General features: G+C 63.4%; 34 protein-coding genes. 15 read left to right on the top strand and 19 right to left on the bottom strand.

The features are described from left to right. The first annotated feature begins 33 nt into the window (after positions 1-33). Positions 34-1,281 (top strand): MFS transporter, encoded by a 1,248-nt coding sequence (locus EN824_RS20680; protein WP_127278219.1) that lies wholly within the window; start codon positions 34-36, stop codon positions 1,279-1,281. A gap of 31 nt (positions 1,282-1,312) precedes the next feature. Continuing rightward, complete coding sequence (locus tag EN824_RS20675) at positions 1,313-1,576, top strand: metalloregulator ArsR/SmtB family transcription factor (RefSeq protein ID WP_019861642.1); 264 nt, start codon at positions 1,313-1,315, stop codon at positions 1,574-1,576. Between the two features lie 32 nt (positions 1,577-1,608). Here the strand turns inward: EN824_RS20675 and EN824_RS20670 are convergent, their stop codons facing one another. The 5 genes from EN824_RS20670 to EN824_RS20650 all read right to left on the bottom strand — a co-directional run bounded on the left by EN824_RS20670 (position 1,609) and on the right by EN824_RS20650 (position 4,150). Then, the gene (locus tag EN824_RS20670) at positions 1,609-2,019 is read right to left on the bottom strand and encodes an SRPBCC family protein (protein ID WP_245464356.1); all 411 of its coding nucleotides are present in this window, start codon (positions 2,017-2,019) and stop codon (positions 1,609-1,611) included. 50 nt (positions 2,020-2,069) lie between these two features. Next, the gene (locus tag EN824_RS35315) at positions 2,070-2,225 is read right to left on the bottom strand and encodes a hypothetical protein (protein ID WP_189521848.1); all 156 of its coding nucleotides are present in this window, start codon (positions 2,223-2,225) and stop codon (positions 2,070-2,072) included. 13 nt (positions 2,226-2,238) lie between these two features. Beyond that, positions 2,239-2,562 (bottom strand): metalloregulator ArsR/SmtB family transcription factor, encoded by a 324-nt coding sequence (locus EN824_RS20660; protein WP_127278217.1) that lies wholly within the window; start codon positions 2,560-2,562, stop codon positions 2,239-2,241. Between the two features lie 5 nt (positions 2,563-2,567). Beyond that, complete coding sequence (locus tag EN824_RS20655; RefSeq protein ID WP_127278216.1) at positions 2,568-3,224, bottom strand: glutathione S-transferase family protein; 657 nt, start codon at positions 3,222-3,224, stop codon at positions 2,568-2,570. Between the two features lie 89 nt (positions 3,225-3,313). After that, on the bottom strand, positions 3,314-4,150 hold the full coding sequence (locus EN824_RS20650) for an alpha/beta hydrolase (protein WP_135863131.1): 837 nt from the start codon (positions 4,148-4,150) through the stop codon (positions 3,314-3,316). 95 nt (positions 4,151-4,245) lie between these two features. On the opposite strand from EN824_RS20650, the gene EN824_RS20645 reads away from it, so the two are divergent. The 3 genes from EN824_RS20645 (at position 4,246) to EN824_RS20635 (ending at position 5,670) form a co-directional block, all read left to right on the top strand. Then, entirely contained in the window at positions 4,246-4,767 is a 522-nt protein-coding gene (locus EN824_RS20645) for a helix-turn-helix domain-containing protein (protein ID WP_027141872.1), read from the top strand. Positions 4,768-4,843: 76 nt separating this feature from the next. Next, positions 4,844-5,077 carry a hypothetical protein gene (locus tag EN824_RS20640; protein ID WP_135863133.1) on the top strand — a complete coding sequence of 78 codons (234 nt, stop codon included), beginning with the start codon at positions 4,844-4,846 and terminating at the stop codon, positions 5,075-5,077. A gap of 161 nt (positions 5,078-5,238) precedes the next feature. Continuing rightward, positions 5,239-5,670, top strand: coding sequence for a heme-binding protein (locus EN824_RS20635; RefSeq protein ID WP_127278212.1), 432 nt, complete (start codon positions 5,239-5,241; stop codon positions 5,668-5,670). A gap of 3 nt (positions 5,671-5,673) precedes the next feature. On the opposite strand, the gene EN824_RS20630 is transcribed toward EN824_RS20635, so the two are convergent. The 8 genes from EN824_RS20630 to EN824_RS20595 all read right to left on the bottom strand — a co-directional run bounded on the left by EN824_RS20630 (position 5,674) and on the right by EN824_RS20595 (position 11,447). Continuing rightward, positions 5,674-6,075: a hypothetical protein gene (locus EN824_RS20630; protein WP_127278211.1), complete on the bottom strand. Its 402-nt coding sequence runs from the start codon at positions 6,073-6,075 to the stop codon at positions 5,674-5,676. Between the two features lie 154 nt (positions 6,076-6,229). Further along, complete coding sequence (locus tag EN824_RS20625; RefSeq protein ID WP_135863136.1) at positions 6,230-7,183, bottom strand: agmatinase; 954 nt, start codon at positions 7,181-7,183, stop codon at positions 6,230-6,232. Positions 7,184-7,215: 32 nt separating this feature from the next. Then, positions 7,216-7,890 carry an amino acid ABC transporter permease gene (locus EN824_RS20620; protein ID WP_135863138.1) on the bottom strand — a complete coding sequence of 225 codons (675 nt, stop codon included), beginning with the start codon at positions 7,888-7,890 and terminating at the stop codon, positions 7,216-7,218. Beyond that, positions 7,887-8,546, bottom strand: a complete 660-nt coding sequence (locus tag EN824_RS20615; protein ID WP_135863140.1) for an amino acid ABC transporter permease — start codon at positions 8,544-8,546, stop codon at positions 7,887-7,889. The genes EN824_RS20620 and EN824_RS20615 overlap by 4 nt, the downstream gene beginning before the upstream one ends. Before the next feature lie 93 nt (positions 8,547-8,639). Further along, positions 8,640-9,497 carry a transporter substrate-binding domain-containing protein gene (locus tag EN824_RS20610; RefSeq protein WP_135863142.1) on the bottom strand — a complete coding sequence of 286 codons (858 nt, stop codon included), beginning with the start codon at positions 9,495-9,497 and terminating at the stop codon, positions 8,640-8,642. 5 nt (positions 9,498-9,502) lie between these two features. After that, positions 9,503-9,994, bottom strand: coding sequence for an Lrp/AsnC family transcriptional regulator (locus EN824_RS20605; RefSeq protein ID WP_189343579.1), 492 nt, complete (start codon positions 9,992-9,994; stop codon positions 9,503-9,505). A 367-nt stretch (positions 9,995-10,361) separates the two neighbouring features. Beyond that, positions 10,362-10,544, bottom strand: coding sequence for a 50S ribosomal protein L32 (gene rpmF / locus EN824_RS20600; protein WP_008834724.1), 183 nt, complete (start codon positions 10,542-10,544; stop codon positions 10,362-10,364). Between the two features lie 141 nt (positions 10,545-10,685). Beyond that, positions 10,686-11,447: a transglycosylase domain-containing protein gene (locus EN824_RS20595; protein ID WP_135863146.1), complete on the bottom strand. Its 762-nt coding sequence runs from the start codon at positions 11,445-11,447 to the stop codon at positions 10,686-10,688. Between the two features lie 222 nt (positions 11,448-11,669). On the opposite strand from EN824_RS20595, the gene EN824_RS20590 reads away from it, so the two are divergent. Both EN824_RS20590 and EN824_RS20585 read left to right on the top strand, forming a co-directional pair. After that, a complete protein-coding gene (locus EN824_RS20590) occupies positions 11,670-12,587 on the top strand; it encodes a polyprenyl synthetase family protein (protein WP_135863148.1) in 918 nt (305 codons plus the stop codon). A 172-nt stretch (positions 12,588-12,759) separates the two neighbouring features. Further along, on the top strand, positions 12,760-15,093 hold the full coding sequence (locus tag EN824_RS20585; RefSeq protein WP_135863150.1) for a response regulator: 2,334 nt from the start codon (positions 12,760-12,762) through the stop codon (positions 15,091-15,093). A gap of 14 nt (positions 15,094-15,107) precedes the next feature. Here EN824_RS20585 and EN824_RS20580 read toward each other — a convergent pair whose 3' ends face one another. The 5 genes from EN824_RS20580 to EN824_RS20560 all read right to left on the bottom strand — a co-directional run bounded on the left by EN824_RS20580 (position 15,108) and on the right by EN824_RS20560 (position 18,711). After that, complete coding sequence (locus EN824_RS20580; RefSeq protein WP_189343597.1) at positions 15,108-15,860, bottom strand: Stf0 family sulfotransferase; 753 nt, start codon at positions 15,858-15,860, stop codon at positions 15,108-15,110. 49 nt (positions 15,861-15,909) lie between these two features. Next, entirely contained in the window at positions 15,910-16,011 is a 102-nt protein-coding gene (locus EN824_RS36095; protein WP_245491608.1) for a hypothetical protein, read from the bottom strand. A gap of 57 nt (positions 16,012-16,068) precedes the next feature. Continuing rightward, positions 16,069-16,923, bottom strand: a complete 855-nt coding sequence (locus tag EN824_RS20570; RefSeq protein ID WP_135932638.1) for a lytic transglycosylase domain-containing protein — start codon at positions 16,921-16,923, stop codon at positions 16,069-16,071. Positions 16,924-16,928: 5 nt separating this feature from the next. Then, on the bottom strand, positions 16,929-18,182 hold the full coding sequence (gene ispG, locus EN824_RS20565) for a flavodoxin-dependent (E)-4-hydroxy-3-methylbut-2-enyl-diphosphate synthase (RefSeq protein WP_127872170.1): 1,254 nt from the start codon (positions 18,180-18,182) through the stop codon (positions 16,929-16,931). A 349-nt stretch (positions 18,183-18,531) separates the two neighbouring features. After that, on the bottom strand, positions 18,532-18,711 hold the full coding sequence (locus EN824_RS20560; RefSeq protein WP_127278461.1) for a YdcH family protein: 180 nt from the start codon (positions 18,709-18,711) through the stop codon (positions 18,532-18,534). Between the two features lie 238 nt (positions 18,712-18,949). Here EN824_RS20560 and EN824_RS20555 point away from each other — a divergent pair, with 238 nt between their 5' ends. Further along, positions 18,950-19,153, top strand: coding sequence for a YdcH family protein (locus tag EN824_RS20555; RefSeq protein WP_127278462.1), 204 nt, complete (start codon positions 18,950-18,952; stop codon positions 19,151-19,153). Between the two features lie 19 nt (positions 19,154-19,172). Here the strand turns inward: EN824_RS20555 and EN824_RS20550 are convergent, their stop codons facing one another. After that, entirely contained in the window at positions 19,173-19,961 is a 789-nt protein-coding gene (locus EN824_RS20550) for an IclR family transcriptional regulator (protein ID WP_127278463.1), read from the bottom strand. Positions 19,962-20,130: 169 nt separating this feature from the next. Here EN824_RS20550 and EN824_RS20545 point away from each other — a divergent pair, with 169 nt between their 5' ends. The 7 genes from EN824_RS20545 to EN824_RS20515 all read left to right on the top strand — a co-directional run bounded on the left by EN824_RS20545 (position 20,131) and on the right by EN824_RS20515 (position 25,225). Further along, complete coding sequence (locus tag EN824_RS20545; RefSeq protein ID WP_171892286.1) at positions 20,131-20,961, top strand: transporter substrate-binding domain-containing protein; 831 nt, start codon at positions 20,131-20,133, stop codon at positions 20,959-20,961. 73 nt (positions 20,962-21,034) lie between these two features. After that, a complete protein-coding gene (locus EN824_RS20540) occupies positions 21,035-21,700 on the top strand; it encodes an amino acid ABC transporter permease (protein ID WP_135863155.1) in 666 nt (221 codons plus the stop codon). A 1-nt stretch (position 21,701) separates the two neighbouring features. Next, a complete protein-coding gene (locus tag EN824_RS20535; protein ID WP_127278465.1) occupies positions 21,702-22,352 on the top strand; it encodes an amino acid ABC transporter permease in 651 nt (216 codons plus the stop codon). 4 nt (positions 22,353-22,356) lie between these two features. Next, positions 22,357-23,151, top strand: coding sequence for an amino acid ABC transporter ATP-binding protein (locus tag EN824_RS20530; protein ID WP_127278466.1), 795 nt, complete (start codon positions 22,357-22,359; stop codon positions 23,149-23,151). Between the two features lie 38 nt (positions 23,152-23,189). Next, positions 23,190-23,651, top strand: a complete 462-nt coding sequence (locus tag EN824_RS20525) for a RidA family protein (RefSeq protein ID WP_127278467.1) — start codon at positions 23,190-23,192, stop codon at positions 23,649-23,651. A gap of 25 nt (positions 23,652-23,676) precedes the next feature. Continuing rightward, positions 23,677-24,882, top strand: a complete 1,206-nt coding sequence (locus EN824_RS20520; RefSeq protein ID WP_127278468.1) for an aminotransferase class V-fold PLP-dependent enzyme — start codon at positions 23,677-23,679, stop codon at positions 24,880-24,882. A 19-nt stretch (positions 24,883-24,901) separates the two neighbouring features. Further along, entirely contained in the window at positions 24,902-25,225 is a 324-nt protein-coding gene (locus tag EN824_RS20515; protein ID WP_127278469.1) for a hypothetical protein, read from the top strand. Positions 25,226-25,238: the final 13 nt, after the last annotated feature.

Below are 25,238 nucleotides of genomic sequence, written 5' to 3'. Positions count from 1 at the left end.
TGCGCCCCTCCCAGCCCTCAGCCGGATCAAAAAATGCTCGCAGCCTACAGACCGATCCTTTCCCTGCTCCGCGGCACCGCCTTCCTTCTGGCGGCATCGGGACTGCACGGGCTGCTGTTGCCCCTGCGCGGCCAGTTGGAAGGGTTCTCGACCGCTTCGCTCGGCCTGATGGGCACGGCCTGGGCCGGCGGCTTCGTCACCGGCTGCTTCTTTGCGCCGCGCATCGTGCGCCGTGCCGGGCATGTGCGCGCCTTCGGCGCCTTTGCCGCGTCCGGCGCCATCGTGGCGCTGCTGACGGGCCTGGTCATCGACGAATATGTCTGGATCCTGCTGCGTGCCTTCACCGGTTTCACCATGGCCGGCGCCTTCATGGTCATCGAGAGCTGGCTGAACGAGAAGGCGACCAACGAGAACCGTGGCACCGTCTTCGGCCTCTATATGATGGTCACCTATGCCTCGATCATGGGCGGACAGATGATCGTCGCCGGCGGCGACGTGAAATCGGCGTCGCTGTTCATGATCACCGGCATCCTGTTCTGCTTGTCGCTTCTGCCGACAGCGGTTTCGAGCGCTTCCCTCCCGAAGCCGCTGCAGGACGTCAAGCTCGACGTCAGGGGGCTCTACGCCAACTCGCCGGTGTCGGCGATCGCCTGCCTCTTGATCGGCATCGCCAACGGCGCCTGGGGCACGCTCGGCGCGGTCTACGGTGCCCGCGTCGGCATCTCCACCGCCGAGATCGCCTTGATGATGAGCCTGGTGGTCGTCGCCGGTGCCGCCATGCAGCTTCCGGCCGGGCGTCTCTCCGACAAGACCGACCGCCGTTTCGTGCTGGCCGGTGCTGCCTTCGGCGCGGCGCTGTTTGCGCTTCTCATCTTCCTGTTCGAGCCGCGCTCAGCAGTCTTCGTCCTCGTCTTCACCGCCGCCTACGGCGCTTTCGCCTACACGCTCTATTCGATTGCCGTGGCGCATGCCAACGACCACGCCCGCTCCGAGGATTTCGTCAAGGTATCGGGTGGCCTGCTGCTGCTTTACGGCTTCGGCACCATGATCGGGCCGTTGCTGGCCGCCGCCCTGATGGGCTGGATGCGCCCGGAGGGCCTGTTCCTGGCGACCGCATTGGCGCATCTGTCCCTGGCGGGTTACACGCTGCTGCGCATCAGCCGCCGCGCTCCGGTGCCGATCGAGGATCGCGACGCCTTCAAGACGCAGCCGGCTGACCGTTCGGTGACCCCCGAAGCATTGCGGCTCGATCCGAGAAGAAAAGCAGAAGCAAACAGTTGAGATTTGAAAAACTTTGCCTCACAAATGAGGCATGATGTTTTCCGACGCCTTCATGGCGATCGCCGACCCCAATCGGCGCCATCTTCTGGAAGAACTTCGACGCGGTCCGAAGACCGTCAACGAATTGGCGTCCGGACTGCCAGTCTCCCGCCCGGCCGTATCACAGCATCTGAAAGTGTTGCTCGACGCCGGGCTGGTCAACGCCAAGGCTGAAGGCACGCGGCGTGTCTATACGGTGAGCAATGCCGGCTTCCTGAGACTCAACATCTGGCTCGATCAATTCTGGGAAGCCTGATCGTTTCTGCCTGCGGCACTTGAGCTACCCGGTCAGGATTGCGAACTCACGAAGGCGCCGAGCGCGTCGAGCAGTTCGCCCGTTCCATGCTCGCGCGTGGCTGAGGTGTCGTGGCCGTCGAAGAATGCGCCCTGCTCCGTCATCACAAGCCGCGTGCCGCCGCTTTCCGCCACAAATTCGATCGTCGCCAGCGACACCGAAACGCGGGTTTCGCCGAACAGCAGCTCATAGCTGTAAACGATGCGCTCGTCCGGCACGATGTCCTGATAGACCGCGTTGAAGAAATGCATTTGCCCGTCGTTCGGGCAGCCGGCATTGACCTCCTTGCCGCCGACGCGGAAGTCCATTTCGTGCCGGGTGGGCACCGGGTCATGGGGATCGACGAACCAGCGCCGCTTGGCATCCGGGCTGCTGAATGCGGAGAAGACTTTCGCCGGTGCCACCGGATAGCTCCGCTCGACGACAAAGGTGGAATGGACAACGGATCGCTCAGTCATGAAACCTTCCTTGGTGGATTGAATTGCCCGGAACGTGACCCTGAAAACCGGAGGCCGGTCTTCGGGAGCATGCTTGAACCCATCACGGCGCGGTCTCCGGCCTGAAAGGCGGCGAAATAGCCGCGCACCAGTTCGGATTTGGTCTTCGACATGACATTTTCCTCTCTAGCTTTCGGCCAGGAAATCGCCGAGCCGATCCAGCCGGCGCTCCCACGAGAGGCGCCGCTCATTGATCCAGTGCTCGGCCGCTCGCAACGCCCTTGGATCGATCTGGCAAGTGCGCACCCGCCCGACCTTCTGCGTGCGCACGAGGCCGCTCGCTTCCAGCAGATTGAGGTGCTGGACGACCGCCGACAGCGACATCGCCAACGGCTCGGCCAGCTGGCTCACCGAGGCGGGGCCGCGTGACAGCCGGTCGACCATCTGCCGCCGCGCCGGATCGGCGAGCGCCTGGAACATCAGGTCGAGTTGGGCGGGATCGTGCAGCATCGCGATCAGCCGTTGTTGTAGGGGAAGAACTTGAAGTAGGGCTGCGCCTCCTCGATCACCCTGATGAAGGCGGCGCGTTGCAGCAAGCGGTCGTGATAGCGCTGCACGGCGGGATATTTGTCGCCGAACGGCTCGACCTTGTTGGCGTAGAAGAGCGCCGGAGACGCCGCGCAATCGGCCATGGTGAAGGCATCGCCTACAGCCCATTCCCTGGACTGCATTTCCTGTTCGATGATGGCATAGGAATTGCGCAACTGGCCGCGCGCCTGTTCGACACCGAATGGATCGGTCTTGTCGAGCGGCCGCAACCTGTCGCCGACGATCTTCTGCATCGGCTCCTGCACATAGAAATCATAGAAGCGGTCGGCCTGACGGACCGCCAGCGCCAGGTCGATGTCGGCGGGAACGAGTTCGACCGGTCCCGGATAGTGCGCGGCCAGATATTCCACGACAATGGTCGATTCCAGCACAGTGCGGTCTCGCGCGTCGTCGCGCAGCGCCGGCATCTTGCCGGTCGGCGAAATCTTCAGGAAGGCCGCGCGTGATTGCTCGTCGCCGAGATCGACAATGACCGGCGCAAAAGGCGTGGCGTTCTCGTAAAGCGCGATCAGCGGCTTCCAGCAGAAGGAAGCCAGCGGATGGAAATGCAGCGTCAGGGACATTCTTGTGCTCGTCTGTTTCTGTGGCAACACTGAAGCATTTGCTTAACTATTGCGGTGAACCTCGCTCGTCAAGGCCCACCCGCGAAGTCTCAGCTGGATCGGACGTGCGCGACGATGGCGGCCTCTATGTCAGGCCAGTCATCCGGATGCAGTTCGTGACCGCCGCCTTCGATGCGAAGCAGTTTCGCGCCGGCAACAGCTTGGGCCAGGGCCTCGCCATGCTCGACCGGAAAGATCGGATCCGACGTGCCGTGGATGACCAGAAGCGGCGCCGCTATTTCGGGCAGGCGGCCCTTCCACTGGTTACCGCCCTTGAGCATGAAATGATTGGTGGCGCTCAGGAAGCCGCCGGACCTGCTGTAATCCCGTTCGATGAACGCTCTCATCCCCGCCTCGTCGAACGGATGGGCGGTGCTGGCGATCGCCCGCGCATCCCTGACCATGAAGTCGATGACCTGGCGGCGATCCGTCCAGTCGACTTTGGCTCCATCGGCCGAATGCTCCAGATAGGCGTCGGTCGTTTTCGGCAGATGCGAAGTGTCGGTCCCCACGGGCGAACTGCTGATCACGGTCAGCGAAGCGACGCGCAAGGGGTGCCTGAGCGCCACGAACTGGGCAATCATGCCGCCCATCGACATTCCCACGACATGCGCCTTGCCGATGCCGCGGCTGTCGAGAGCGGCAATCGCGTCGTCGGCCATGTCGTCGAAAGTGTAGGGCGGCTGTCCCACCGGGTATTTGGTCGACCGGCCGGTGTCGCGATTGTCGTAGCGGATCACGTAGAGGCCGGCATCCGCGAGTTTCCGGCAAAACGCCTCGGGCCACCAAAGCATCGAGGCCATAGCGCCCATGATCAACAGCAGCGCGGGGTCCGCCGGATCGCCAAAGGTTTCGGATATGATCTCGGGACGGTCCTTGGTTGTCATTTGCTGGCCCTCCTCATCTGATTGCATTTTGCAATCGGTTGCACGATAATAAAACCGATACGATAATGCAACTGGTTTTGCGTGGAGAACATCGAATGACCCTCGATCGCCGGTCAGGCTGCCCGATCAACCTCTCGCTCGAGGTGTTCGGCGACCGCTGGAGCCTGATCATCCTGCGCGACATGATTTTTGGCGGCAGGCGGCATTTTCGTGAGTTGCTCAACGGGTCGATGGAAGGCATTGCTTCCAACATCCTCGCCGACCGGCTGAAGCGGCTGATGGAACTCGGCATGTTGACCAAGGCGGACGACCCCAGTCACAAGCAGAAGGCGATCTACAGCCTGACCGAGATGGCCATCACACTGGTGCCCATCCTTGCCCATCTCGGCGCCTGGGGCCGCGTCTGGCTGCCGACCAGCGAGGAGCTGTCGATCCGCGCCGAACTCCTTGAAAAGGGCGGGCCGCCAATGTGGGAGAAATTCATGGCCGAGTTGCGCCATGAGCATCTCGGCACCCCTCTCGATACAGCGCCCGGCCCCTCTGTCCGTGCAACGCTGCGGGCCGCCTATGAAGCGGTGGTTGCCGAAAAGGCCCTCAACGCCAGCCCGGCCGGCTGACCAACTATTTTCCCCGTTGAAAGGCCGGCTCTGCTACAAGGGACGAAAATCACACGTGATGGGATTGGATAGACTCTTGGTTGAGAACTCTAGGGACACTGCCCGCGCGCGTGCCGATCTGCGCTTCAAGAAGCAGGAAGAGGCGGCGACGGTCCGGCAGAAAGCCATGGCCGAGTATGTCGCCGAGAGCGATGCCCGCAAGGCCAAGACCGACAAGCTGCGGGCGCTGCGGCTCGCCAAGGAAGCCGAAGATCTGGCCAACACGCCTGCCGCACCTGCCAAGAAGCCGGCCCGCGCCAAGAAAAAGTAACGTCTCCCCCTCCGCCAATTCCTCGCCCTGAATCGAGCTGTGGTGACGCCACCGGTCAGGCGCCTTCATCCCGCTGCTTCACAGGAAGCAATTTCAACCGAAACCGGGATTGCCTCGCCCGGCTGACCGCCGATGATCGGGCTGTTCAACAGGAGATTGCCATGACCGCGCTGCCGCTCGAAAAAGCCGTCGAGATCATCGATGCCGCCTTCGCCAGGGGCACCGATCTCAAGCTCAAGCCGCTCGGCGTCTCGGTGCTCGACGCCGGCGGGCATCTGGTCGCCTTCCAGCGCCAGGACGGCGCTTCGTTCCTGCGCCCGCAAATGTCGGCCGGCAAGGCCTATGGCGCGCTGGCCATCGGCATGGGCTCGCGCAAGGTCGAGGCCTTCGCCAAGGAACGTCCGCATCTGGTTGCCGGCATTTCCGACGTGTCGGGAGGACGCGTGCTGCCGGTCGCCGGCGGCGTGCTGATCCGCGACAAGGCAGGGAGCATCATCGGCGCCGTCGGTATTTCCGGCGATACATCCGACAATGACGAGGCAGCCGCGATTGCCGGCATCGAAGCCGCCGGCTTCACCGCCGATCCGGGCTGAGCCTCAATTCAAATTGATGTCGCGGCTGGCCGACCGCATCGACACCGCGAACCCGGCCAGCACGTCGAACAGCGCGATGATCATCAGCGTGAAGAAGATGGAGTGCGCGGCACCCTTCACCAGCAGGAACTCGACCAGGAAAGCGACGAAGACCAGCATCGACAGAAGATGGTCCATGATCGAGGCCGTGGTCGTGCGCGCCGACTTCACCATTTCGAGGAACAGGAAGATCAGCCCGATCAGCACAATCAGGTCGCCGAGCGTCATCGAGAACACCCCGCCCGACATCATGCGGAACGAGAAGATCTCACTCGCCCACGGATCGTCGCCGCCGCCGAATATTCCGAGCAGGCCGAGATTGTAGAGCACGAAAGGCACGATCAAAAGCGGGACGGCACCGAACATCTGGCGTCTCCATATGGGGGCACCTTCTGTAGAATGCTCCACAGGCACGGCGTCAAGATTTTTCGTGCGCGGCCGCAAACACGGTCGAAGACCGGATGCAACAACCATGTCAGCCGATTGCCCGGCCGACATGGAACAAACGGGAACTGCAAGCTCAGCGCTTGAAGTAGCCCGCGCGCACGGCGGCGCCGATGACGTTGAGGATGATGTGGCCCGCCGTCATCGAGGTGATCTCGTTGACGTCGCGCGCCGGCGCGATCTCGACGATGTCCATGCCGATGAGGCGCCCCTTGCCGACCAGCCCCTGGATCAGCTCGATCGTCTGGCGGTAGCTGACACCGCCCGGCTGCGGCCCTTCCACCGCCGGCATGACGGCTGGATCCAGCCCGTCGGCGTCGATCGTGAGGTAATAGCGGCCGCCATCCGGAATGCGCTTGAGCAAGGCGGCGGTGCCCATATCCTGCCACTCGTTGGTGGTGATGATGTTGGCGCCATAGGCGCGCGCCGCCTCCACCTCCTCGGTGCGCGCGCTGCCCTGGCCACGGACGCCGACCTGGAAGATATCCTTGATATGCGCCATCTCCGAGGCCCGGCGGATGGTGCTTGAATAGCCTTCCTTGACGCCGTTGACATTGTCGCGCCAGTCGAGATGCGCGTCGAGCTGCACCAGGGTGATCGGGCCTTCACCATCAAGCGCCCTGAAGATCGGGATCGGAATGCCATGGTCGCCGCCGATTGTGATCGGCAGGGCGCCGGCGGCGCGGATCTTGCGGATCGCCGCTTCGGCCCTGCCGTAATGCCCGACATGGTCGGCGGCATTGCCGGGCACGTCACCGACATCGACCACCTTGATATCCTGGCCGGCGAAGACCGGCCCGCCAATGTCGAAATCATAACGGTCGAGCGCCTGGCTGATGCGCTTGGATGCCCGCCGCACCGCCGTCGGCGCATTGGTCTGGTCGTTGATCAGCTCGTCGATCGTATAGGGATCGCCATAGGGCATGCCGATGATGGCCACATCGGCCTTGAGCGTATCGAGATCCTCGACCAGCGGGAAGTTCATGAATGTCTGGAAGACATCGCGCGGCGCGGTGGTGAGCTTGGACATGGGGTCTCCTCTGTGTTGAAGGCTTTTTGGGATCAGGCGCCACGGCGGGCCGCGAGATGGGGCTGCAGCCTGTGCTCCAGGCTGCGCGAGATCGCCGCGACAAGGGCGGTCAGGCCCCAGTACAGCAATGCGATGGCGGTGAAGATCTCCACCGGCGAGAAGGTTCGGCCGATGACGTTCTGAGCCATGTAGGTGAGTTCGGGGACGGTGATCGCCGACAGGATCGCCGATTCCTTGATCAGCGTGATGGTGAGGTTGGTGGCGGCCGGCAAGATATAGCCGAGCACTTGCGGCACCAGGATCTTGCGGAAGATGGTGAGGTAGCGCAGCCCCAGCGCGTAGCCGGCCTCGACCTGGCCCCGCGATATGGACTGGATCGCGCCCCTGATGATTTCGGCGGAATAGGCGCTGGCATAGGCCGACAGCGCGCCGACCGAGACCACGACCGGCGAAAGCCTGATGCCGAACATCGGCAAGGCGTAGAACAACAGGAATATCTGGATCAGGAACGGGATGTTGCGGAACAGCTCGACATAGGCCGAGACGATCGCCGCCGGCAGCCGCCCGCCGCGCAGCCTGACCAGCGCCAGCAAGATGCCGAGAGCGAAGCCCAGCGGCAGGGAGACGGCGCACATCAGCACGGTGTTGCCGAAGCCCTTGGCGAGAATCTGCCAATTGTCGGCGATGACGGAGACGTCGAAGCTCATGCCCGCGCCCCGTCCGCCTTGCGCTCCAGGTGCCTGGTCAGCAGGCTGCAGGAGAACAACACGATGAAGTACAGCACCGCCGCCACGCAGAACGCCTCGACCGGCCGGTAGGTGACGTTCATGATGTTCTGCGCCGTGCGCGTGAGTTCCACCACCGCTATCACCGACAGGATGGACGACGCCTTCACCAGCATGGTGAACTCGTTGACCATCGGCGGAATGACGGCGCGCAAGAGTTGCGGCAGGATGATCTTGAACCAGGTCACGACAGGCTTCAGGCCAAGCGCCTTGGCCGCCTCATACTGGCCTGCGGGAATGCGCGTCAGCCCGGCGCGCAGGATCTCGGCGACGAAGGCCGCGCTGTTGAAGCTGAGCGCCAGCACACCCGCCAGAAGCGGCGGCAGGTCGATGCCGACCAGGCCGGGCAGCACGTAATAGACCACGAAGATCTGCACGATCAGCGGCGTGCCGCGGATGAAGCTGGTGTAGAGCGCGCCTATCCAGCGGACCACGCGCCACCGCGACCGGCCGCAGGCAAGCAGGCCGAAGCCGATCAGCGTGCCGACCAGGAACCCCAGCGCCGAGACCCCGAGCGTGATGGCGGCACCGGTCAGGAATTGCGGCAGAAAGGTCAGCGTCTTTGAAAAATGGAACATTTTTCAGCTCGAACGGAAAAGCATCGTCTGGCGTCGGCGCGGGCGCTATCAGCGGCAGCGCATCGTCCGCGCCGCGCCAGACATGTTCGGGGCTCAGAGTGCGCCGGGCGGCAGATAGCCCTGGTCCGGCGTCTTCATCTCGAAGCCGAACCATTTCAACTGCAGCTCCTTGAGCTTGCCGCTGTCCTTCAGCTCGCCGATCTTGGCGTTGATGAATTCGCGCAGATCCTTGTCCTCAGGCCGCACCACCCAGGAGAGATAGGAGAATTCACCGATCGAGCCGACGACCTTGTAGGTGTCTGGGACGTTCTTCATCAGCACGGCCGCCGAAGGCGAGGCGATGACGATGGCGTCGACCTGGCCCGAGGCGAGCGCGACGTGGGTCTCGGGGAAGGACGTGAAGAGCTTCAGCTCGCCGACCCCCTTGCCGCCCTTGTCCTTGAGCTCCTTGTCATAGGCCTCGATGATGGGCTGCACTGAAGAGGCAAGCTGCGTCGCCACGACCATGCCGTTGATGTCCTCCGGCTTCTTGATGCGTTCCTCGTCCGCGCGCACGACGATGACGTTCTCGAACGAGCCCGTCGGCCGCGTATAGGCATATTTCGCCGCCCGCTCGGGATTGATGCCGGTCGAGGTGGCCATGAGATCGAACTTCTTGGCGAGCAGTCCCGGCAGCAGCCCCTGGAACGGCAGGTTGAGCTGGTCGAGCTTCACGCCGAGCTGGCTGACTGCATAGTCCAGAATGTCCTTGTTGTAGCCGACGATCTGGCCGTCGCGCACGAACTCGAACGGTTCGAACGCGGCCTCCGTGCCGACGACGATGGTGCCGCGCTGCTTGATCTGGTCGACTAGACCATCGGCATGGGAGGCGGACGCGAATGACAGGACGAGCGGCGCGGCGGCAAACAGGGACAGGACGCGGCGGCGCGATGCGAAAAAGAACTCACCCATTGTTGTTACCCTCTTTTTTCTTCTGTTTTACTGCGCTGGTAGGCCCGGCCTGAGTGCTTGAACACGCGGCCGATCATGTAGCTCTCGGAATCCTTGATCCCGGGAACGTTCGCCAGTTCGCTGACCAGGAAGTCGTGCAGGCTGGTCGTCGACGGCAATGTAAGCTGGATGATGATGTCGAACGGCCCGGTCATGGCGTAGACGCTGTCGACGAACGAGTATTCCGACAGTTTGCGGGCAACGCTGATGATGTGCTCGCGGTCGACGTCGAGCCCGACGATGGCCGCGATGCCGACATCGCTGCGCAAAGGCCGGACGACCGCCTGGATCGAGATATCCGGATCCTCGAGCACGCGGGCCATCTTGCGCCGCACGGTCGCTTCAGTGACGCCGATGCGCTTGGCGATATCGACACTCGACATCCGCCCGTCGACCTTGAGCTGGGAAAGCACCGCCTGTTCGGTGTCGTCGAGGTCACTCGTGCTGACGAAATCCACATTCATTTCCCCATTTGTGTCGATTTCCGACTATTATTCAGAAAATTGCATAAGAAACCGTACAGAGCAATCCCATATCGATCGAAAAACATCGAGCAGCAGGGGGGCGGTGGCCACCTGCCTCGGCTGCCTCGGCGAGCGTTTGTTCGATTTTGGGAACTTGGCAGTGGCCGGTACTGGGCCACGGTGCGTTCACGCAGGGGCCGACCATCCCCTGAGGATGCACGCCGAAGTCACGTGGAAAGGGAGCAGGCAACGAGATGAACTGCGCCGCTCGAGGCTCGGCGGTCGGAGCATGGGCCGCCAAACGCAAAAAGACCGGCCAGAGGCCGGTCCTTTGTTACTCAAACCCAGGGAAAAGCTGGGCTCAGCTTTCCTTGGGAGTCAGCACCTGGCGACCGCGATACATGCCGGTCTTCAGGTCGATGTGGTGCGGGCGGCGCATTTCGCCGGAATTCTTGTCCTCGACATAGGTCGGGGCCTTGAGGGCGTCGGCCGAGCGGCGCATGCCGCGCTTGGACGGAGAGGTTTTGCGTTTCGGAACGGCCATGGATATGCTCCACTACATGGTCAAAAGCCCCGCCCGCCCTCGTGAAAGGGCCATGTCGGGGCCTAAATCTGAGAAAGTCGGGTGCCTATACACGCCTGACACCGTTTTGGCCAGCGCTGCGGTGAATCTTTTTTGTGCCGGCTAGTCCAGGCAGCCGACATAGGCGCCCGAGCGGCCGGCGCGCCGCTCGATCAGGTTGGCCAGCCGCCTGAGGCCCGGCCCGGGCTTTGCGGGATTGCGGGCGATCGGATTGGGCAGCGTGACGGCGAGAAGGGCCGCCTGCCGTCTGGACAATTGTTTTGCCGGAATGCCGAAATGGTGCTGCGCCGCCGCCTCGATGCCATAGATGCCCGGCCCCCATTCGGCAATGTTGAGATAGATTTCCATGATGCGTCGTTTCGACATCACCGCGTCGAAATAGACGGCCAGCGGCAGCTCTACGACCTTGCGCACCGAGCCCAGCGGCCGCGACCAGAGGAAGAGGTTCTTCACCGTCTGCATGGTGATGGTCGATGCACCGCGCGTCGCCTCGCCGGCCAGCGCATCGTCGACGACGCCCCTGAGCTCGCCGAGATCGACGCCGCGGTGGAAACAGAACTGCCCATCTTCCGACATGATGACCGAATGGGCGAGCACGGGCGCCACGTCATCGATGGACACCCAGCGCCGGTCGTAGCCGGAGAAGGTCGCCAGGTCCTTCAGCATCAGTGTCGACACCGGATGCACGAAGGACGGCAGGTAGAGAAAGGTCAGCACCACCGGGACAAGCGCCAGCACCGCGGCCACGACGATGCCGCGCCGGACCCAGCGCCTGAGATTGCGGCGGTTCACGCCTCGCGATCTCGTCGCCATGTCCAGCTTTTCGGTCTCATGATCGACGATCGGTTCCGCCAAGCCGCCCAACCCGTGCCACGAAGCTCGTCTCGAAACGCGCTCCCGAGGGTCATAAGACGGTGTTTTCGAGCACCGGAGCGGAGCGTACATTCGAGTACGTGAGCACCGGAAGCGCGGAAAATGCCTTCAGATGACCGCAGGAGGTGAGTTTCCAAACGGGCTCTTACCGCTCCGGCATAATGGCGCTTGCCTTCTTGCGCAACGTCTGAGTGTCGGCTACCGGTCCCGGCCATGACGAATGACGACGAAATAGCGTTCGAAATGGCGCTCATCAGACGCGCGGCCGCCGTCGAGGTGATGCTGCGTCGGTTGCTCGACGACCGCCCGCTTTCGGGCGAGATCGCGAGGCCCGATCGCCTGATGGCGGCGATGCGCCATGGCGTGCTGAACGGCGGCAAACGCCTGCGCCCCTTCCTGGTCATGGAAAGTGCTGCCTTGTTTTCCGCCGATGGCGAAGCGGCGCTGCGCGTCGCGGCCGCACTTGAATGCGTGCATTGCTATTCGCTGATCCATGATGACTTGCCGGCGATGGACGACGACGACCTGCGCCGCGGCCAGCCGACCGTGCACAAGGCCTTCGACGAGGCAACCGCGATACTTGCCGGCGACGCACTGCTGACGCTCGCCTTCGACATCCTCGCCGGCGAGGCGACCGCGCTGCCGGCCGAGCGGCGCGCAGCCCTTGTGCTGGCGCTCGCCCGCGCCGCCGGGGCCGGCGGGATGGTCGGCGGCCAGAAGCTCGATCTCGAAGCCGAGCAGGTGCGACCGGACGAGGCCGGCATCATCCGGCTGCAGGCGATGAAGACCGGTGCACTGATCCGTTTCGCCTGCGAGGCGGGTGCGATCTTGGCCGGTGCACGATCGGATGACATGGAAAGGCTGGCCGAGTTCGGTTCGGCGATCGGCCTTGCCTTCCAGCTCGCCGACGACCTGCTGGATCTGACGGCCGACGCCAGGCAGATGGGCAAGGCGACCGGCAAGGATGCCGCCGCGGGCAAGGGTACGCTGGTGGCCTTGCACGGCGCGGATTGGGCTCGCAAGCAGCTCGACGGTCTCGTCGGCCAGGCGCACGCGTTGCTCGAACCCTATGGCGAAAAGGCGGCCCTGCTCAAGGCCGCCGCGACTTTCGTGGCAACCCGCAACAGCTGACGGCAGGCCCCATATCGGGTTGCGCATGGTCGACGGCTCGGCGTCACCGCATCGATCCGATCCGCCGCGTCCCCGCAGCGCATGCATTGACCTGCGGTGCGCCAACGAAATCTTAATGTAAATGAAGCGTAATCCCGACCATTAAAATAATGCGTATGTGTTGGGGTTGCGCATGCCGGAATATTCTTCCTTCATCCGGTCCGTCCGGATACGTTATCTTTCGGGACTGTTGGTTTTCGCGCTGGCTTCGGCCGCCATCATGGTTGCGCTCAATCGCGTCAATTCCTTGCGCCATGAAATCGATGCGCTGAGCAGCAATCTCGTCGTTTTCACCCGCGACCTGCGCAACGCCACCAGCTTCGCCGAGACAACCAGTTCCGCCTGGCGGATCGAGACGCGCGATGCGCTGACGGCTTCGGCGCGCGACCATTCCGAGCGACTGACCGGCGAGATCGAGACGCTGAGCGCCCAGCTCGCCGCGATCCGCCCGCGCCTGTCGGTCAAGACCGTCAACGAGCTGGCGGCCGCTTCCGTCAATGGCGATCTGTTCTGGTCGCCGCGTGACATGGTTCGCAACTTCAACCTGATGTCGGTGGCGCAAAAGACCGATGAATGGAGTTCTCGCGAAATCCGCAACCAGAACGACCTGTTCGTTCAGCCCATGCTGGTGCGTGTCCGCACCGCGATGGACGACGAACGCCATCTGGCGGACGCCTCCGGCGACCGGCTGCTTTTGTGGGCGAGCGGCCTGTTGTTTGCCGTGCTCGCCATCGTTGCCTTCTGGATCTTCCGGCCGATGGAACAGGCGATCCGCCGCGCCTTTGCCCAGTCGGCCGAATCCTTGTTCAAGGCCGAGGCGGCCGACCGTGCCAAGTCGGAATTCCTCGCCAATATGAGCCACGAGATCCGCACCCCGATGAACGGCGTGCTCGGCATGGCCGAATTGCTGGCCAAGACCGAACTGAACCCGCGTCAGAAGACCTTCACCGACGTCATCGTCAAATCGGGCAACGCGCTTCTCACCATCATCAACGACATCCTCGATTTCTCGAAGATCAATGCCGGGCAGCTGACGCTCGATCCTGCCCCCTTCCGTCTCTCGGAAGCGGTGGAGGATGTGGCGACACTGGTCTCGGCACGCGTTGCCGAGAAGAACCTGGAACTCATCGTGCGTGTCGATCCTCGGCTGCCGGCCTATGTCGTCGGCGACGCCGGTCGCTTTCGGCAGATCGTCACCAACCTGGTCGGCAATGCGGTGAAATTCACCGAGAAGGGCCATGTGCTGATCGATGTCGGCGGCGAAACCATCAACGACGTCGTCCAGCTGAAGCTGCGCGTCGAGGACACCGGCATCGGCATCCCGGCCGAGAAATTGCAAAACGTGTTCGAGAAGTTCGCCCAGGTCGACGGGTCTTCGACCCGCCGTCATGAAGGCACCGGCCTCGGGCTTGCCATCGCCGCCCGTCTCGTCGACCTGATGGCCGGCAAGATCGGCGTCGAGAGCGAGATCGGCCGCGGTTCCGTCTTCTGGTTCGCCGTGCCGCTGCCGGTCCACCGTGCCGAGGCGCGCGACGCTGTCGTCCCGGTGGACGTCACCGGCGCGCGCGTGCTGGTCATCGACGACAATCCGGTCAACCGCGAGATCCTGCTCGAACAGCTCAGAAGCTGGAGCTTCGACTGCGCCGCCGCCGAAAGCGGCGCAATGGGCCTCGCCTTCCTCGATCGCGCCTGCCAACTCGGTGCCAGCGTCGACTGCATCATCCTCGACTATCAGATGCCCGGCATGAACGGCGCCGATGTCGCCCGGGCTATCGCCGCCGACAGCCGGCTGTCCGCCATCCCGGTCGTGATCCTGACCTCCGTCGACCAGGTCGATTTCGGCAAGATGATCATCGACTTCGGCATATCGGCGCACCTGACCAAGCCGGCGCGGTCGGCGGTCCTGCTCGGCACCGTCATCTCGGTCATCCAGAAGGCGCGCTCGCAGGTCGGCAAGGCGCAGTTCATTCGCGAACCGGTCCAACCGATGCAGGCGACTCCGGCCTTCACGGTTATCCGTGGCCCCGCGGTACCGGTCGCGACAGTGCCGGAATCGAATGCCGCGCCGAACAGCCCGATCGACATCCTCATCGCCGAGGACAATGACGTGAACCAGATGGTGTTCGGCCAGATCCTCAATGGACTCGGCCTGAGCTACCGCATCGCCGGCAATGGCCGCACCGCGGTCGAGATGTACCGGTCGCTGCATCCGAGGCTGGTTCTGATGGACGTCTCGATGCCGGAAATGAACGGCTACGAGGCAACACGCGCCATCCGGGCGATCGAAGCGGCGTCGGGCGGCCACATCCCGATCATCGGCGTCACCGCGCATGCGCTGAAGGGCGACCGCGACAAGTGCATCGAGGCCGGCATGGACGACTATCTGCCCAAGCCCGTTTCGCCCGATCGCCTCGGCGCCAAGATCGGCACCTGGCTCAGCGAGACGGTGGTGGCCAAGACCGCCTGACCACCACCAACGCCTCAGACGGCCGCGTCCAGATGAAACCGGCGCATCCAGTCCAGGCTTGTCTCGTCGGCGAGCTTCGCGACGCCGGGCCTGACATGCCCGGCATCCGGCGCCGGGACGCCCAGGGCTTCGCAGATGCGCAGCAATGCCACGGCCGGCTCGGCGGCAAGGTGCTCATAGCCGATCCGCAATGGTGCTATGCCCTGTTGTGCGAACCAGATGTTCCAGGCCGTATCATAGGCTTCCAGTTCTTCGACCTCGCCCTTGATGCGCTCGAAATCATAGTGAGGTTCCCTGGCAGGTCCCACCCTTTCGATTTCGGTTCCGTCGGGGGCGATATGCCAAAGACCGGTTTGCCGGGCTTTGACCAGGGAGACGGCCTGCGCGAGTTTGTTTTCGCGCGACAGGTGTATGTAGAGGACTCGGCCAAAGGCTCGTTCGAAACGCGCTGTGTCTGACTCAAGCCCAGGATAGACCTGATCGAGGATCGCCGACAGCTCATCCAGGTTCTCCCGCATCAGGCGCAAGCCGAAAATTTCAGTATCGCCCTTGCCGGCACCGATCGCCGCATTGAGATAGGCAAGCTGGAATTCACGCTCGCCCATCGTGTCGCGATCGGGCAATCCCCAATCCTGCGCCCACTCCGACACATCCTGCCGCCGGTAGAATGAGTGGGGATCACCGGTCGTTCCGGTGGCCGCCAACAGCTTGCACAGCAAGGTGCTGCCGGTTCTGGGCGTGCCGCAGATGATGTATCCGTCGAACATGGGCGCTCGCATGACAGGGCTGCTGCCCAAGGAGAGATGGTGGCCGCCGCTATAGCTGAAACCGTTGCTCGATGCGACGGGCACATTGCAGCGGCGTTTGGGCGTTCGTCTCGACTTCGAGATCGTAGCGTATCCGGTTGTGGACGCTCATATTGCCAGCGCGCCAGCCCCGCCAACCTGTCGGCGCAGCGCTTCGCGCCCTCGGCCCTTACCGGTTGCGCACCACCACGCAGGCGCCGCCGACGCTTTGCAGCTTCTGGCAGATGACATTGGCGGCGGCGCGGTCGTCGATCCCGATCCTGACGGCGTAGATGCCGCGCCGGCCGATCGGCGTGCGCACCCGGCTCACCACAGGATCATGCCCGGCAAGCAGGGCCGGAAAGCGGCCCCGCACCCTGAGCCACTGGCCGATCGCCGTGCTGCGGCGAAAATTGCCCGCCACCTGGATGCCCCATGGCTTGATGTTGATCGAGGCCATTGCGACCGTCCGCGACATGATCACCGGCAGCTTGCGGCAGGCGACGGCGAAATCCAGCTTGGCATCGAGCGGCTCGACTTTGCCGGCATAGGCCGGGTCCGTGAACTTGTCGACCGGCTCGCCCATGACGTCGAACACATAGCTTTCCGTCTCCATCGGCAGGAAGCCGCCGGAATTCAGCCAGCGCGACACCCGGCTCTCGCCGGCATTGTAGGCGGCCGCCGCTAGGCCAAGATTGCCATAACTGGTCTTCATTTCGGCGAGATATCTAGCCGACGCCGGGATCGCCTGGTTGATGTCGAAGGAATCGGCAAGCCCCCGCATCTTGGCGGTGCCCGGCATGAACTGGGCAATGCCCTCGGCGCCGACGGGGCTCACGGCATTGGGATCGAAACGGCTTTCCTTCCAGATAAGGCGGGCGAAGAAGTCCCGGGGCAGAGCGTTCTGGTCGGCATGCGCCTGGATCAGGTTGCAGACCTTGTCGATCAGCCGCTGCTTGGCCGATTGCGGCGGATCGGCCTGGGCAAGCGTCGACCAGGCCATGCCGCACAGGAAAATCAGCGTCGCCCACAGGAAACGCCGCATTTGACCTACTCTGCCGCGGCCTTGCCGCCCTGACCGAACCTCTGTTCGATATAGTCGGCGACCATCTTCTCGAAATCCGCCGCGATCGACGGCCCGCGCAGGGTCGCTGCTTTCTTGCCGTCGACGAAGACGGGCGCTGTCGGCGTCTCGCCAGTGCCGGGCAGCGAAATGCCGATATCGGCGTGCTTGGACTCACCCGGGCCGTTGACGATGCAACCCATCACCGCGACCTTGAGGTTCTCGACGCCTGGGTATTTCTCACGCCACACCGGCATGTTCTTGCGCAGGTCCGCCTGGATGTTCTGCGCCAGTTCCTGAAACACGGTGGAGGTGGTGCGGCCGCAGCCGGGGCAGGCCGCGACGATCGGCACGAACTGCCGGAAACCCATGGTCTGCAGCAGTTCCTGCGACACCTGCACCTCGCGGGTGCGGTCGCCATTCGGCTCCGGCGTCAGCGAGATTCGGATGGTGTCGCCGATGCCTTGCTGCAAGAGGATGCCCATGGCGGCGGAAGAAGCAACGATGCCTTTCGACCCCATGCCGGCTTCAGTGAGGCCGAGATGCAGCGCGTGGTTGGAACGGGTGGCGAGTTCGGTGTAGACGGCGATCAGATCCTGCACGCCGCTGACCTTGGCCGACAGGATGATTTTTTCGCGGCCAAGACCGATCTCTTCGGCCATCTCGGCCGACAGGATCGCCGACTGCACGATCGCCTCGCGCGTGACTTCCTGCGCGGTCAGGGGAAAACCCTTGTCCTGGTTGTCGTCCATCAGCCGCGTCAACAGCTCCTGGTCGAGCGAGCCCCAGTTGACGCCGATGCGCACCGGCTTGTCGTGCTTGATCGCCATCTCGACGATATCGGTGAACTGCCGGTCCTTCTTGTCCTTGAAGCCGACATTGCCGGGATTGATGCGGTACTTGGCAAGCGCCTCGGCGCAGTCCGGGTGATCGGCCAGCAGCTTGTGGCCGATATAGTGGAAATCGCCGACCAGCGGCACGTTGATGCCGAGCCGCAACAGTCGCTCGTGGATGCGCGGCACGGCGGCGGCACTCTCGTCGCGGTCAACGGTGATGCGCACGATCTCGGAGCCGGCGCGGTGCAGCGCCGCGACTTGCGCGACCGTCTGATCGACATCGGCGGTATCGGTATTGGTCATCGATTGCACGACCACGGGCGCGCCGCCGCCGACGACCACGCCGCCGACATCGACGCCGACCGAGGTGCGGCGGGGGAAGGGAAAGGAAAAATACCCGGTCATGCCGGCAGCCTTTTGTCTCTGGAGCGCCATGCGTCTCTCTGGAGCGCTATGCGTCTCTCTGAAGCCCGTGCGTCCGCTTGGACGCACAAGCCGGGTCCGATGCGCTGAAGTCCGGGCATGAGGTGGAGGAGCAAAGATGGCTTGTCAATGGCGACAGGTCGCCACTGGCAGCAATTGGTGCCGGCCAGGACCCTGAAACAGCGCACGACCTTACGGCGGCCCGGCATAAACGGCCCTGACGAATATTAGCTTCGGCTTGTGGAATCGCTGAAATTAAAACCACTGCACCGGCGGCTGGCGCCGCCGGCAAGGAAAACCGCCAGTGGTGAGCGGCTATATCACGTGAGGATCAATGCGTGGTTGGTTGCGCCCTCAATTTCTCAATCGCATCCTTGAGTGCCAGCTTGCGTCGCTTGAGATTCACGATTTCGAGGTCGTCCACCGACGGGTGGTTCATCGCGTCATCGATTTCGCGTTCAATGTCGCCGTGTTTCCGCTGCAACTCATCAAGATGGGATGCAAGAGACATGATTGGTTCTCCCTTTCATGGTTTCCTCGATTGCAGCCGCCAAGGCACGTCCACCGCAGGTCGTATCTGTGACGGCACAATGACAGTGTGCCACCATCAGACGGCGATGTCGAATGCTGCGTGGTAGCATTCCACGACAACATGAAATGTGATATGGGCTGCGCGCCGGTGGCAGAAATTGCCGCCCCCGCCCAACCAGGCCCAGTTTTGGGCGCCGCAGACGTGCAGACGGTAGAGAATGTCCGATCAGGAACAGGCCGATACTCGCCTCGAATTTTCCCGGCTGAAGCAGGAACACGCCGATTTCGATGCCGCGATCAACGCGATGATCGCCATGAATTGCGACCCGCTGCAGATCCAGCGCATGAAGAAGAAGAAGCTTGTCCTCAAGGACCGGCTGATGAAGCTGGAAGACAAGATCATTCCAGACATCATCGCCTGAGACGCGAACGCTTTTCCGCCTATCCGCCGATCGAGAGCCCGGCGGCGCGGCCGCGCAGCAGGCCGATGAGATCCGCGGTCCGCTCCTCCGACGTGTCGATCGGAACCACCAGGCACATCGTCGCCTCGACCTTGCCTGGCGCTGAAAAGACCGGCACGGCGAGGCATTTCGTATAGGCGTCGACCAGGCCCGAAGTGACGCAGTAACCGGTCACCCCGGCCTTTGCGATGTCGGCGATGAAATCGTCGAGCCGCAGCTTGCGGCCATCGGGCAGCACGAGGTCGTCGTCGGACACCATGGCCTCGATCGCGGCTCTATCCAGCCCCGCAAGAAGCAGCCGTCCCGAGGCAGTCCAGGGCAGCGGTATCTGCAGGCCTGTGGCGGAGCTGATGCGGAACGGCCTGGTGCCAGGGCTGGAATGGACGATCGTGTAGCGGCCGCTCTGCAGCATGCACAGTTCCGAGGTCTCGCCGGTCTCGCGCGACAGATGATCGACCTCCTGGCGCCCGCGCCGCAACAAATCGTTGCCCCGCACATAGTCCATTCCGTAGAGATAGAGTTTCTTGCCGAAATAGACGCGGTTGCCGTCGCCGGCCATTTCCAGCAGGCCGGCATCGACCAGCGACCGCACCAGCGTGTAGGTGGTCGAACGCGGCGCGTTCACCCCTTTGGCAAGATCGCCAATGCCGATCGCCCGCTGCGTGGTGTGAAGAAACTCCAGGATCTCCAAGACCCGGTTGAGGCCTTTCTCGCGGGAGGCGGTCGTCTTCTCGTCCGCCGAAATTGCTGGGGCATTGCCATCTTGCATTGTCGATTCCCGGTGTTAGTATCTGTCTTGTACAGGATACATGCGTCTCTTGTAAGAGACAATTTTGATAATCGCCATCGCGTGTATGACCTGTGCATAGGGGAACACAACACGAAAGGAGGTCGCCGTGAACGACACATCCGGAAGACGTGATTTTCTGAAATTGGGAATGGCGGGACTGGCCACCGCCGGGGTGCTGGCAACCGTCGATGCCCAGAAGGCCGCCGCGCAAGCCGCATCCGACAGTCTTCTGCGCACCGTGCTCGACAGAGGCAAGCTGATTGTCGGCACCGGCAGCACCAACGCGCCCTGGCACTTCGAGAACGATGCCGGCGAACTGGTGGGCATGGACATCACCATGGGCCGCATCCTCGCCAAGGGCCTTTTCGACGACCCGACCAAGGTCGAGTTCGTCATGCAGGACCCGGCGCAGCGCATTCCCAACGTGACCACCAACAAGGTCGACATCACGATCCAGTTCATGACGATGACGGCGCAACGCTCGCAGCTGATCAATTTCTCCCGGCCTTACTATGTCGAAGGCGTTGCCTTGCTGACGCTGCCGACCGCCGAGAACAAGACCTTCGACAAACTGCTCGCCGGTGGTTCGGCAACCCGCATTTCGATCCTGCAGAATGTCGACGCCGAAAGCTCGGTCCACTACGCTTTGCCGCAGGCCCAGGTGCTGCAGATCGATACCCAGGCCAACGTGCTGCAGGCGCTGGAATCGAAACGCGCCGACGCCGCCGCGGTCGATCTGTCCACCGTGCGCTGGCTCGCCTCGCGCAATCCCGACAAATATTTCGATGCCGGCAAGAGCTGGTATTCGATGCTTTATGGCGCGGCACTTCGGCAGGGCGATCTCGACTGGCTGACCTTCGTCGACCAGACCTTCACCATCGCCATGTTCGGCCATGAATCGGCGCTCTACGACGCTGCCTTCAAGGACTATTTCGGCCAGGAACCGCCGGCGCGTCATCCCGGCTTCCCGGTCATCTGATCCCGGATTACGGAAGGGCGGCATTCCAGCCCTTCCGTAATCGACTCGACGCCCTTCACACCGAGGCGGACGCATGGGCTATGCCCTCAATTTCAATCTGATCTGGCGGCATTTCGACAAGCTGTGGGGCGGCCTGCTGCTCAGCCTGGAGCTTGCCGTGATCTCGATCGCCATCGGCGTCGTCATCGGGCTGGTGCTCGCGGTCTGGTACGTCTCCGCAGGACGCGCGGTGCGGGCGGTGATCGCCGCCTATGTCGAATTCATCCGCAACGTGCCATTGATCCTGCTCGTCTATCTCGTCTTCTACGGCCTGCCGACCGTGGTCGACCTGGCCTACAGCGCACCGACCTCGTTTGTCCTGACCCTGTCGGTCTATAGCGGCGCCTATCTGGTCGAAGTGTTTCGCTCAGGCCTCGAGGCTGTCCCGCGCGGCCAGCTCGACGCCGGCAAGGCGATCGGCCTCACGCCCTGGCAAAGGCTGCTCCACGTGCGCCTGCCGACCATGCTGCGCATCACGCTGCCGGCGCTGTCCAACACCTTCATCTCGCTGTTCAAGGACACCTCGATCGCCTCCGTCATCTCGGTGCCCGAACTCACCTTCGGCGCCCAGTGGATCAACTTCAACACCTTCCGCATCGTCGAGGTCTACCTGGTCACCACAGCGATGTATCTGGTGACCGGCTACATCATGCTTTTTGGGCTGCGGCTCGTCGAGCGCCGGTTCAGGGCGGCACGCTGACATGCTTGGCCAGATCCTCTACGCGCTGCCGTTCCTCGCCCAAGGGTTCGCCGTGACCTTGTGGGTATCGCTGCTGGTCGTGGTGCTGTCGCTCATCGCCGGCGTCCTGCTGGGCGTCGGCCTGGTCTATGGACCGGCGCCGCTGCGCTGGGCGGTGCGCATCTTCTCGGACACCATTCGCGGCATTCCGATCCTGGTGCTGATGTTCTTCGTCTATTACGGCCTGCCGGCGATCGGGCTGCATCTGCCGTCGTTCTGGGCCGCGGTGTCGGCGCTGACCCTGTTCAAGACGGCACAGGTCATCGAGTATCTCAGGGGCGCGGTCGGCTCCATCCCGAAGGGACAGTCCGAAGCCGCGATGGCGATCGGGCTGACCTTTCGCCAACGGCTCACCTACGTCATCTTTCCGCAGGCCTTCAGGCGCTTCCTGCCGCCCTGGATCAATGGCGTCACCGACGCGGTCAAGGGCAGCGCGCTGGTGTCGCTGCTTGGCATCACCGATTTGATGCAGGCCATCAACCAGGTCATCGGCCGCACCTATGAGGCGATGCCGCTCTATATACTGGGCGCGCTCATCTATTTCGCGGTCAACTACGCGCTCTCGCTCGCCAGCCGGCGGCTGGAGCGGCGTTTCTCCTTCATCCGGGAATAGCACGATGTCCGAAGCCTCGAACGCCAATCCCGCATTGCTCGACGTACGCGATGTCTCCAAGGCCTTCGGCGCCGTCGAGGTGTTGCGCTCCGTCAGCCTTCAGGTGAAGCGCGGCGAGGTGGTGACCGTCATCGGCCCTTCCGGCAGCGGCAAGACCACGCTGCTGCGCTGCGTCAACTTCCTGGAGAGCTACGACAGCGGCTCGATCCGCATCGACGGCAAGGAGGTCGGCTATCGCGAGGCCGGAACGCGCCAGCGCCGCAGCGAACGCGATTTGGCCAGCATGCGCGCCGAGACCGGCATGGTGTTCCAGAGCTTCAACCTGTTCCCGCACCTGACGGCAGCCGGCAACATCATGCTGGGCTTGACCAAGGTGCGGGGTAAGAACGAGGCCGAGGCACGCTCGATCGCCGAGCACTGGCTCGGCCGCGTCGGCCTTGCCCACAAGGCCGACAGCCTGCCCGCCGAGCTCTCCGGCGGCCAGCAGCAGCGCGTCGGCATCGCCCGCGCCGTGGCCATGGAGCCGAAGATCCTGCTGCTCGACGAGATCACCTCCGCCCTCGATCCCGAACTGGTCGGCGAGGTGCTGGCCGTCGTGCGCAGCCTCGCCGAGGACGGCATGACCATGCTGATGGTCACCCACGAAATGGCCTTTGCCCGTGACGCTTCGAGCCGCATCGTCTTCATGGCCGATGGCGGCGTCAGCGCCGTCGGGCCGCCGAAGGAGATCCTCGCGGCGGAGACCACCAACGAACGCCTCCGCACCTTCCTGGCGCGCTTCCGCGCCTCGCATTTCTGACATCAGGCGGCCAAAGCTGCCCCAAGGAGCCTTCATCAATGACGCCTTATACCAGGCTCGCCCAACTCGGCCTGACGCTGCCCGAGCCGCCGACGCCCATCGCCAACTTCGTCACCCATGCCGAGAGCGGGCGATTGATCTTCCTCTCCGGCCAGGGGCCGCTGCGCGCCGACGGCACGCTTTGCACCGGCAAGGTGGGGGAGGATGTGACGGTCGAACAGGCCTATGAGCATGCGCGCCTGACCGGGCTCAATCTGCTTGCCGTCATGCATGCGGCAGCCGGCGATCTCGGCCGCATCGTGCGCGTCGTCAAGCTGCTCGGCTTCGTCAACGCGACGCCGACCTTCAGCGACCACCCACGGGTGGTCAATGGCTGTTCGGACCTGTTCGCCGATGTCTTCGACAAAATCGGCGGCCATGCCCGTTCGGCGATCGGCGTCGGCTCGCTGCCTGGAAATATCACCGTCGAAATCGAAGCGGTCGTCGAGATCGCCGCCTGACCTGCCACCAACGGGATTTGCTCACATGAAAACCTATTCCGACACCGGCTCCAACACCACCATTCGCGAACGGCTGGGCTTGCGGCCGATCATCAACGTCTCCGGCACCATGACCGCGCTCGGCGCCTCGATCATCGTTCCCGAGGCGATCAGCGCCATGGCCGAAATGGCCTCGCAATGGGTGGAGATGGACGATCTGCAGCGCGCCGCGAGCACCATTGTCGCGCGCCTCACCGGCGGCGAGGCCGGCTTCATCACCGCCTGCTGCGCCAGCGGCATCACCATGGCGATCGCCGGTGCGATGACGGGGACCAACCTGCTCGCCATCGAGCGCCTGCCCGATGATACCGAAGGGCTGAAGTCGGAAGTCGTCATCCAGCTCGGCCATATCGTCAATTACGGCGCGCCGATCGACCAGTCGGTCCGCGTCGCCGGCGCCAAGGTGGTGCCCGCCGGCACGGTCAGCGTCACCCAAGACTATCATGTGCGCGAAGCGATCAACGAACGCACGGCGGCGGGCCTCTATGTCGTCGCCCACCACACGGTGCAGTACGGCATGCTGTCGCTGGAAGAGTTCTCGGAGATCTGCCACGCCAAGGGCGTACCGGTGATTGTCGATGCCGCGTCCGAATACGATCTGCGCGGTTTTCTGGCGCGCGGCGCCGACGTCGTCATCTACAGCGGCCACAAATTTCTGAGCGGACCGACCAGCGGAATCGTCACCGGCCGCAAGGATCTGATACGGGCCGCCTATCTTCAGAATCGCGGCGTCGCGCGCGCCATGAAGGTCGGCAAGGAAAGCATCGCCGGCACCATGGCCGCGCTCGAAGCCTGGGAGAAGCGTGACCATGCCGGCATCCGCCGGCGCGAGGAGGCAGCCCTGAACCTGTGGAAGGATGCGTTGCAGGGACTGCCCGGCATCGCCGCCATCATCATTCCCGATCCCACCGCCAATCCGCTCGACCGGCTGCAGATATTCGTCTCGCCCGAGAGCCGCTTCACCGCCGCCGGTCTCGCCTCGGCACTTGCCGCGGGCGCGCCGCCGATCATCGTGCGCAACCACGAGGTCGAGCGCGGCCATTTCTTCCTCGACCCCTGCAACCTTCACCCCGGCGAAGCGGAGATCGTCGCCGAGCGCCTGCGCGCCGTACTGACCGCGAAGGAGCGCCCGGCCGACGCGATGAAGGTCGCCCGCAAGGATTCGCTAGGCGTCTCGCGCTGGCCGGATTGATCGCCAAACCGAACCAACAATGCCGAAAGCACCGGCTGATCACATGACTGTGAACAGCCGGATTTGCCCACGCGGGAATAAATCGTCTCCTCGACAAGTCTTCTCGACATACGCCACTTCCGGCGTTGAGGAGATCGGCATGCCGCATCATTGCCAGGCCAGCGACCATGGTTGCGGCGTCGGCCGTCGCCGTGCGCTGGCAAGCATGATGGTCGTCAGGCTCTCCCTTGTGGCGCTTGACACCGGTGATGCAGATGAATTCACTTTCAGCACGGCAGGCGACTTTGTCCGTTTCCGGCGGCTTTCCTCCCGCAAGCAAGGCAAAATCGCTGTCGCATCTTGAGGCGGCGCGCCCA

The sequence above is a fragment of the Mesorhizobium sp. M8A.F.Ca.ET.181.01.1.1 genome, assembly GCF_004792025.1.
In the GTDB taxonomy this organism is placed as follows: domain Bacteria; phylum Pseudomonadota; class Alphaproteobacteria; order Rhizobiales; family Rhizobiaceae; genus Mesorhizobium.
This window is presented reverse-complemented; position numbering and strand designations above follow the sequence as displayed.

What these genes read in the sequence shown, in the direction of transcription:
- EN824_RS35315 (WP_189521848.1), bottom strand. Translation starts at nt 2,225, where the DNA reads ATGTCGAAGACCAAATCCGAACTGGTGCGCGGCTATTTCGCCGCCTTT.
- EN824_RS20620 (WP_135863138.1), bottom strand. Translation starts at nt 7,890, where the DNA reads ATGAGCTTCGACGTCTCCGTCATCGCCGACAATTGGCAGATTCTCGCC.
- EN824_RS20680 (WP_127278219.1), top strand. Translation starts at nt 34, where the DNA reads ATGCTCGCAGCCTACAGACCGATCCTTTCCCTGCTCCGCGGCACCGCC.
- EN824_RS20525 (WP_127278467.1), top strand. Translation starts at nt 23,190, where the DNA reads ATGACGCCTTATACCAGGCTCGCCCAACTCGGCCTGACGCTGCCCGAG.
- EN824_RS20555 (WP_127278462.1), top strand. Translation starts at nt 18,950, where the DNA reads ATGTCCGATCAGGAACAGGCCGATACTCGCCTCGAATTTTCCCGGCTG.
- EN824_RS20630 (WP_127278211.1), bottom strand. Translation starts at nt 6,075, where the DNA reads ATGTTCGGTGCCGTCCCGCTTTTGATCGTGCCTTTCGTGCTCTACAAT.
- ispG (WP_127872170.1), bottom strand. Translation starts at nt 18,182, where the DNA reads ATGACCGGGTATTTTTCCTTTCCCTTCCCCCGCCGCACCTCGGTCGGC.
- EN824_RS20520 (WP_127278468.1), top strand. Translation starts at nt 23,677, where the DNA reads ATGAAAACCTATTCCGACACCGGCTCCAACACCACCATTCGCGAACGG.
- EN824_RS20550 (WP_127278463.1), bottom strand. Translation starts at nt 19,961, where the DNA reads ATGCAAGATGGCAATGCCCCAGCAATTTCGGCGGACGAGAAGACGACC.
- EN824_RS20515 (WP_127278469.1), top strand. Translation starts at nt 24,902, where the DNA reads ATGCCGAAAGCACCGGCTGATCACATGACTGTGAACAGCCGGATTTGC.
- EN824_RS20540 (WP_135863155.1), top strand. Translation starts at nt 21,035, where the DNA reads ATGGGCTATGCCCTCAATTTCAATCTGATCTGGCGGCATTTCGACAAG.
- EN824_RS20570 (WP_135932638.1), bottom strand. Translation starts at nt 16,923, where the DNA reads ATGCGGCGTTTCCTGTGGGCGACGCTGATTTTCCTGTGCGGCATGGCC.
- EN824_RS20650 (WP_135863131.1), bottom strand. Translation starts at nt 4,150, where the DNA reads ATGACAACCAAGGACCGTCCCGAGATCATATCCGAAACCTTTGGCGAT.
- EN824_RS20545 (WP_171892286.1), top strand. Translation starts at nt 20,131, where the DNA reads ATGGCGGGACTGGCCACCGCCGGGGTGCTGGCAACCGTCGATGCCCAG.
- EN824_RS20645 (WP_027141872.1), top strand. Translation starts at nt 4,246, where the DNA reads ATGACCCTCGATCGCCGGTCAGGCTGCCCGATCAACCTCTCGCTCGAG.
- EN824_RS20675 (WP_019861642.1), top strand. Translation starts at nt 1,313, where the DNA reads ATGATGTTTTCCGACGCCTTCATGGCGATCGCCGACCCCAATCGGCGC.
- EN824_RS20635 (WP_127278212.1), top strand. Translation starts at nt 5,239, where the DNA reads ATGACCGCGCTGCCGCTCGAAAAAGCCGTCGAGATCATCGATGCCGCC.
- EN824_RS20615 (WP_135863140.1), bottom strand. Translation starts at nt 8,546, where the DNA reads ATGTTCCATTTTTCAAAGACGCTGACCTTTCTGCCGCAATTCCTGACC.
- rpmF (WP_008834724.1), bottom strand. Translation starts at nt 10,544, where the DNA reads ATGGCCGTTCCGAAACGCAAAACCTCTCCGTCCAAGCGCGGCATGCGC.
- EN824_RS20660 (WP_127278217.1), bottom strand. Translation starts at nt 2,562, where the DNA reads ATGCTGCACGATCCCGCCCAACTCGACCTGATGTTCCAGGCGCTCGCC.
- EN824_RS20530 (WP_127278466.1), top strand. Translation starts at nt 22,357, where the DNA reads ATGTCCGAAGCCTCGAACGCCAATCCCGCATTGCTCGACGTACGCGAT.
- EN824_RS20590 (WP_135863148.1), top strand. Translation starts at nt 11,670, where the DNA reads ATGACGAATGACGACGAAATAGCGTTCGAAATGGCGCTCATCAGACGC.
- EN824_RS20535 (WP_127278465.1), top strand. Translation starts at nt 21,702, where the DNA reads ATGCTTGGCCAGATCCTCTACGCGCTGCCGTTCCTCGCCCAAGGGTTC.
- EN824_RS20610 (WP_135863142.1), bottom strand. Translation starts at nt 9,497, where the DNA reads ATGGGTGAGTTCTTTTTCGCATCGCGCCGCCGCGTCCTGTCCCTGTTT.
- EN824_RS20625 (WP_135863136.1), bottom strand. Translation starts at nt 7,183, where the DNA reads ATGTCCAAGCTCACCACCGCGCCGCGCGATGTCTTCCAGACATTCATG.
- EN824_RS20585 (WP_135863150.1), top strand. Translation starts at nt 12,760, where the DNA reads ATGCCGGAATATTCTTCCTTCATCCGGTCCGTCCGGATACGTTATCTT.
- EN824_RS20560 (WP_127278461.1), bottom strand. Translation starts at nt 18,711, where the DNA reads ATGTCTCTTGCATCCCATCTTGATGAGTTGCAGCGGAAACACGGCGAC.
- EN824_RS20580 (WP_189343597.1), bottom strand. Translation starts at nt 15,860, where the DNA reads ATGTTCGACGGATACATCATCTGCGGCACGCCCAGAACCGGCAGCACC.
- EN824_RS36095 (WP_245491608.1), bottom strand. Translation starts at nt 16,011, where the DNA reads ATGAGCGTCCACAACCGGATACGCTACGATCTCGAAGTCGAGACGAAC.
- EN824_RS20655 (WP_127278216.1), bottom strand. Translation starts at nt 3,224, where the DNA reads ATGTCCCTGACGCTGCATTTCCATCCGCTGGCTTCCTTCTGCTGGAAG.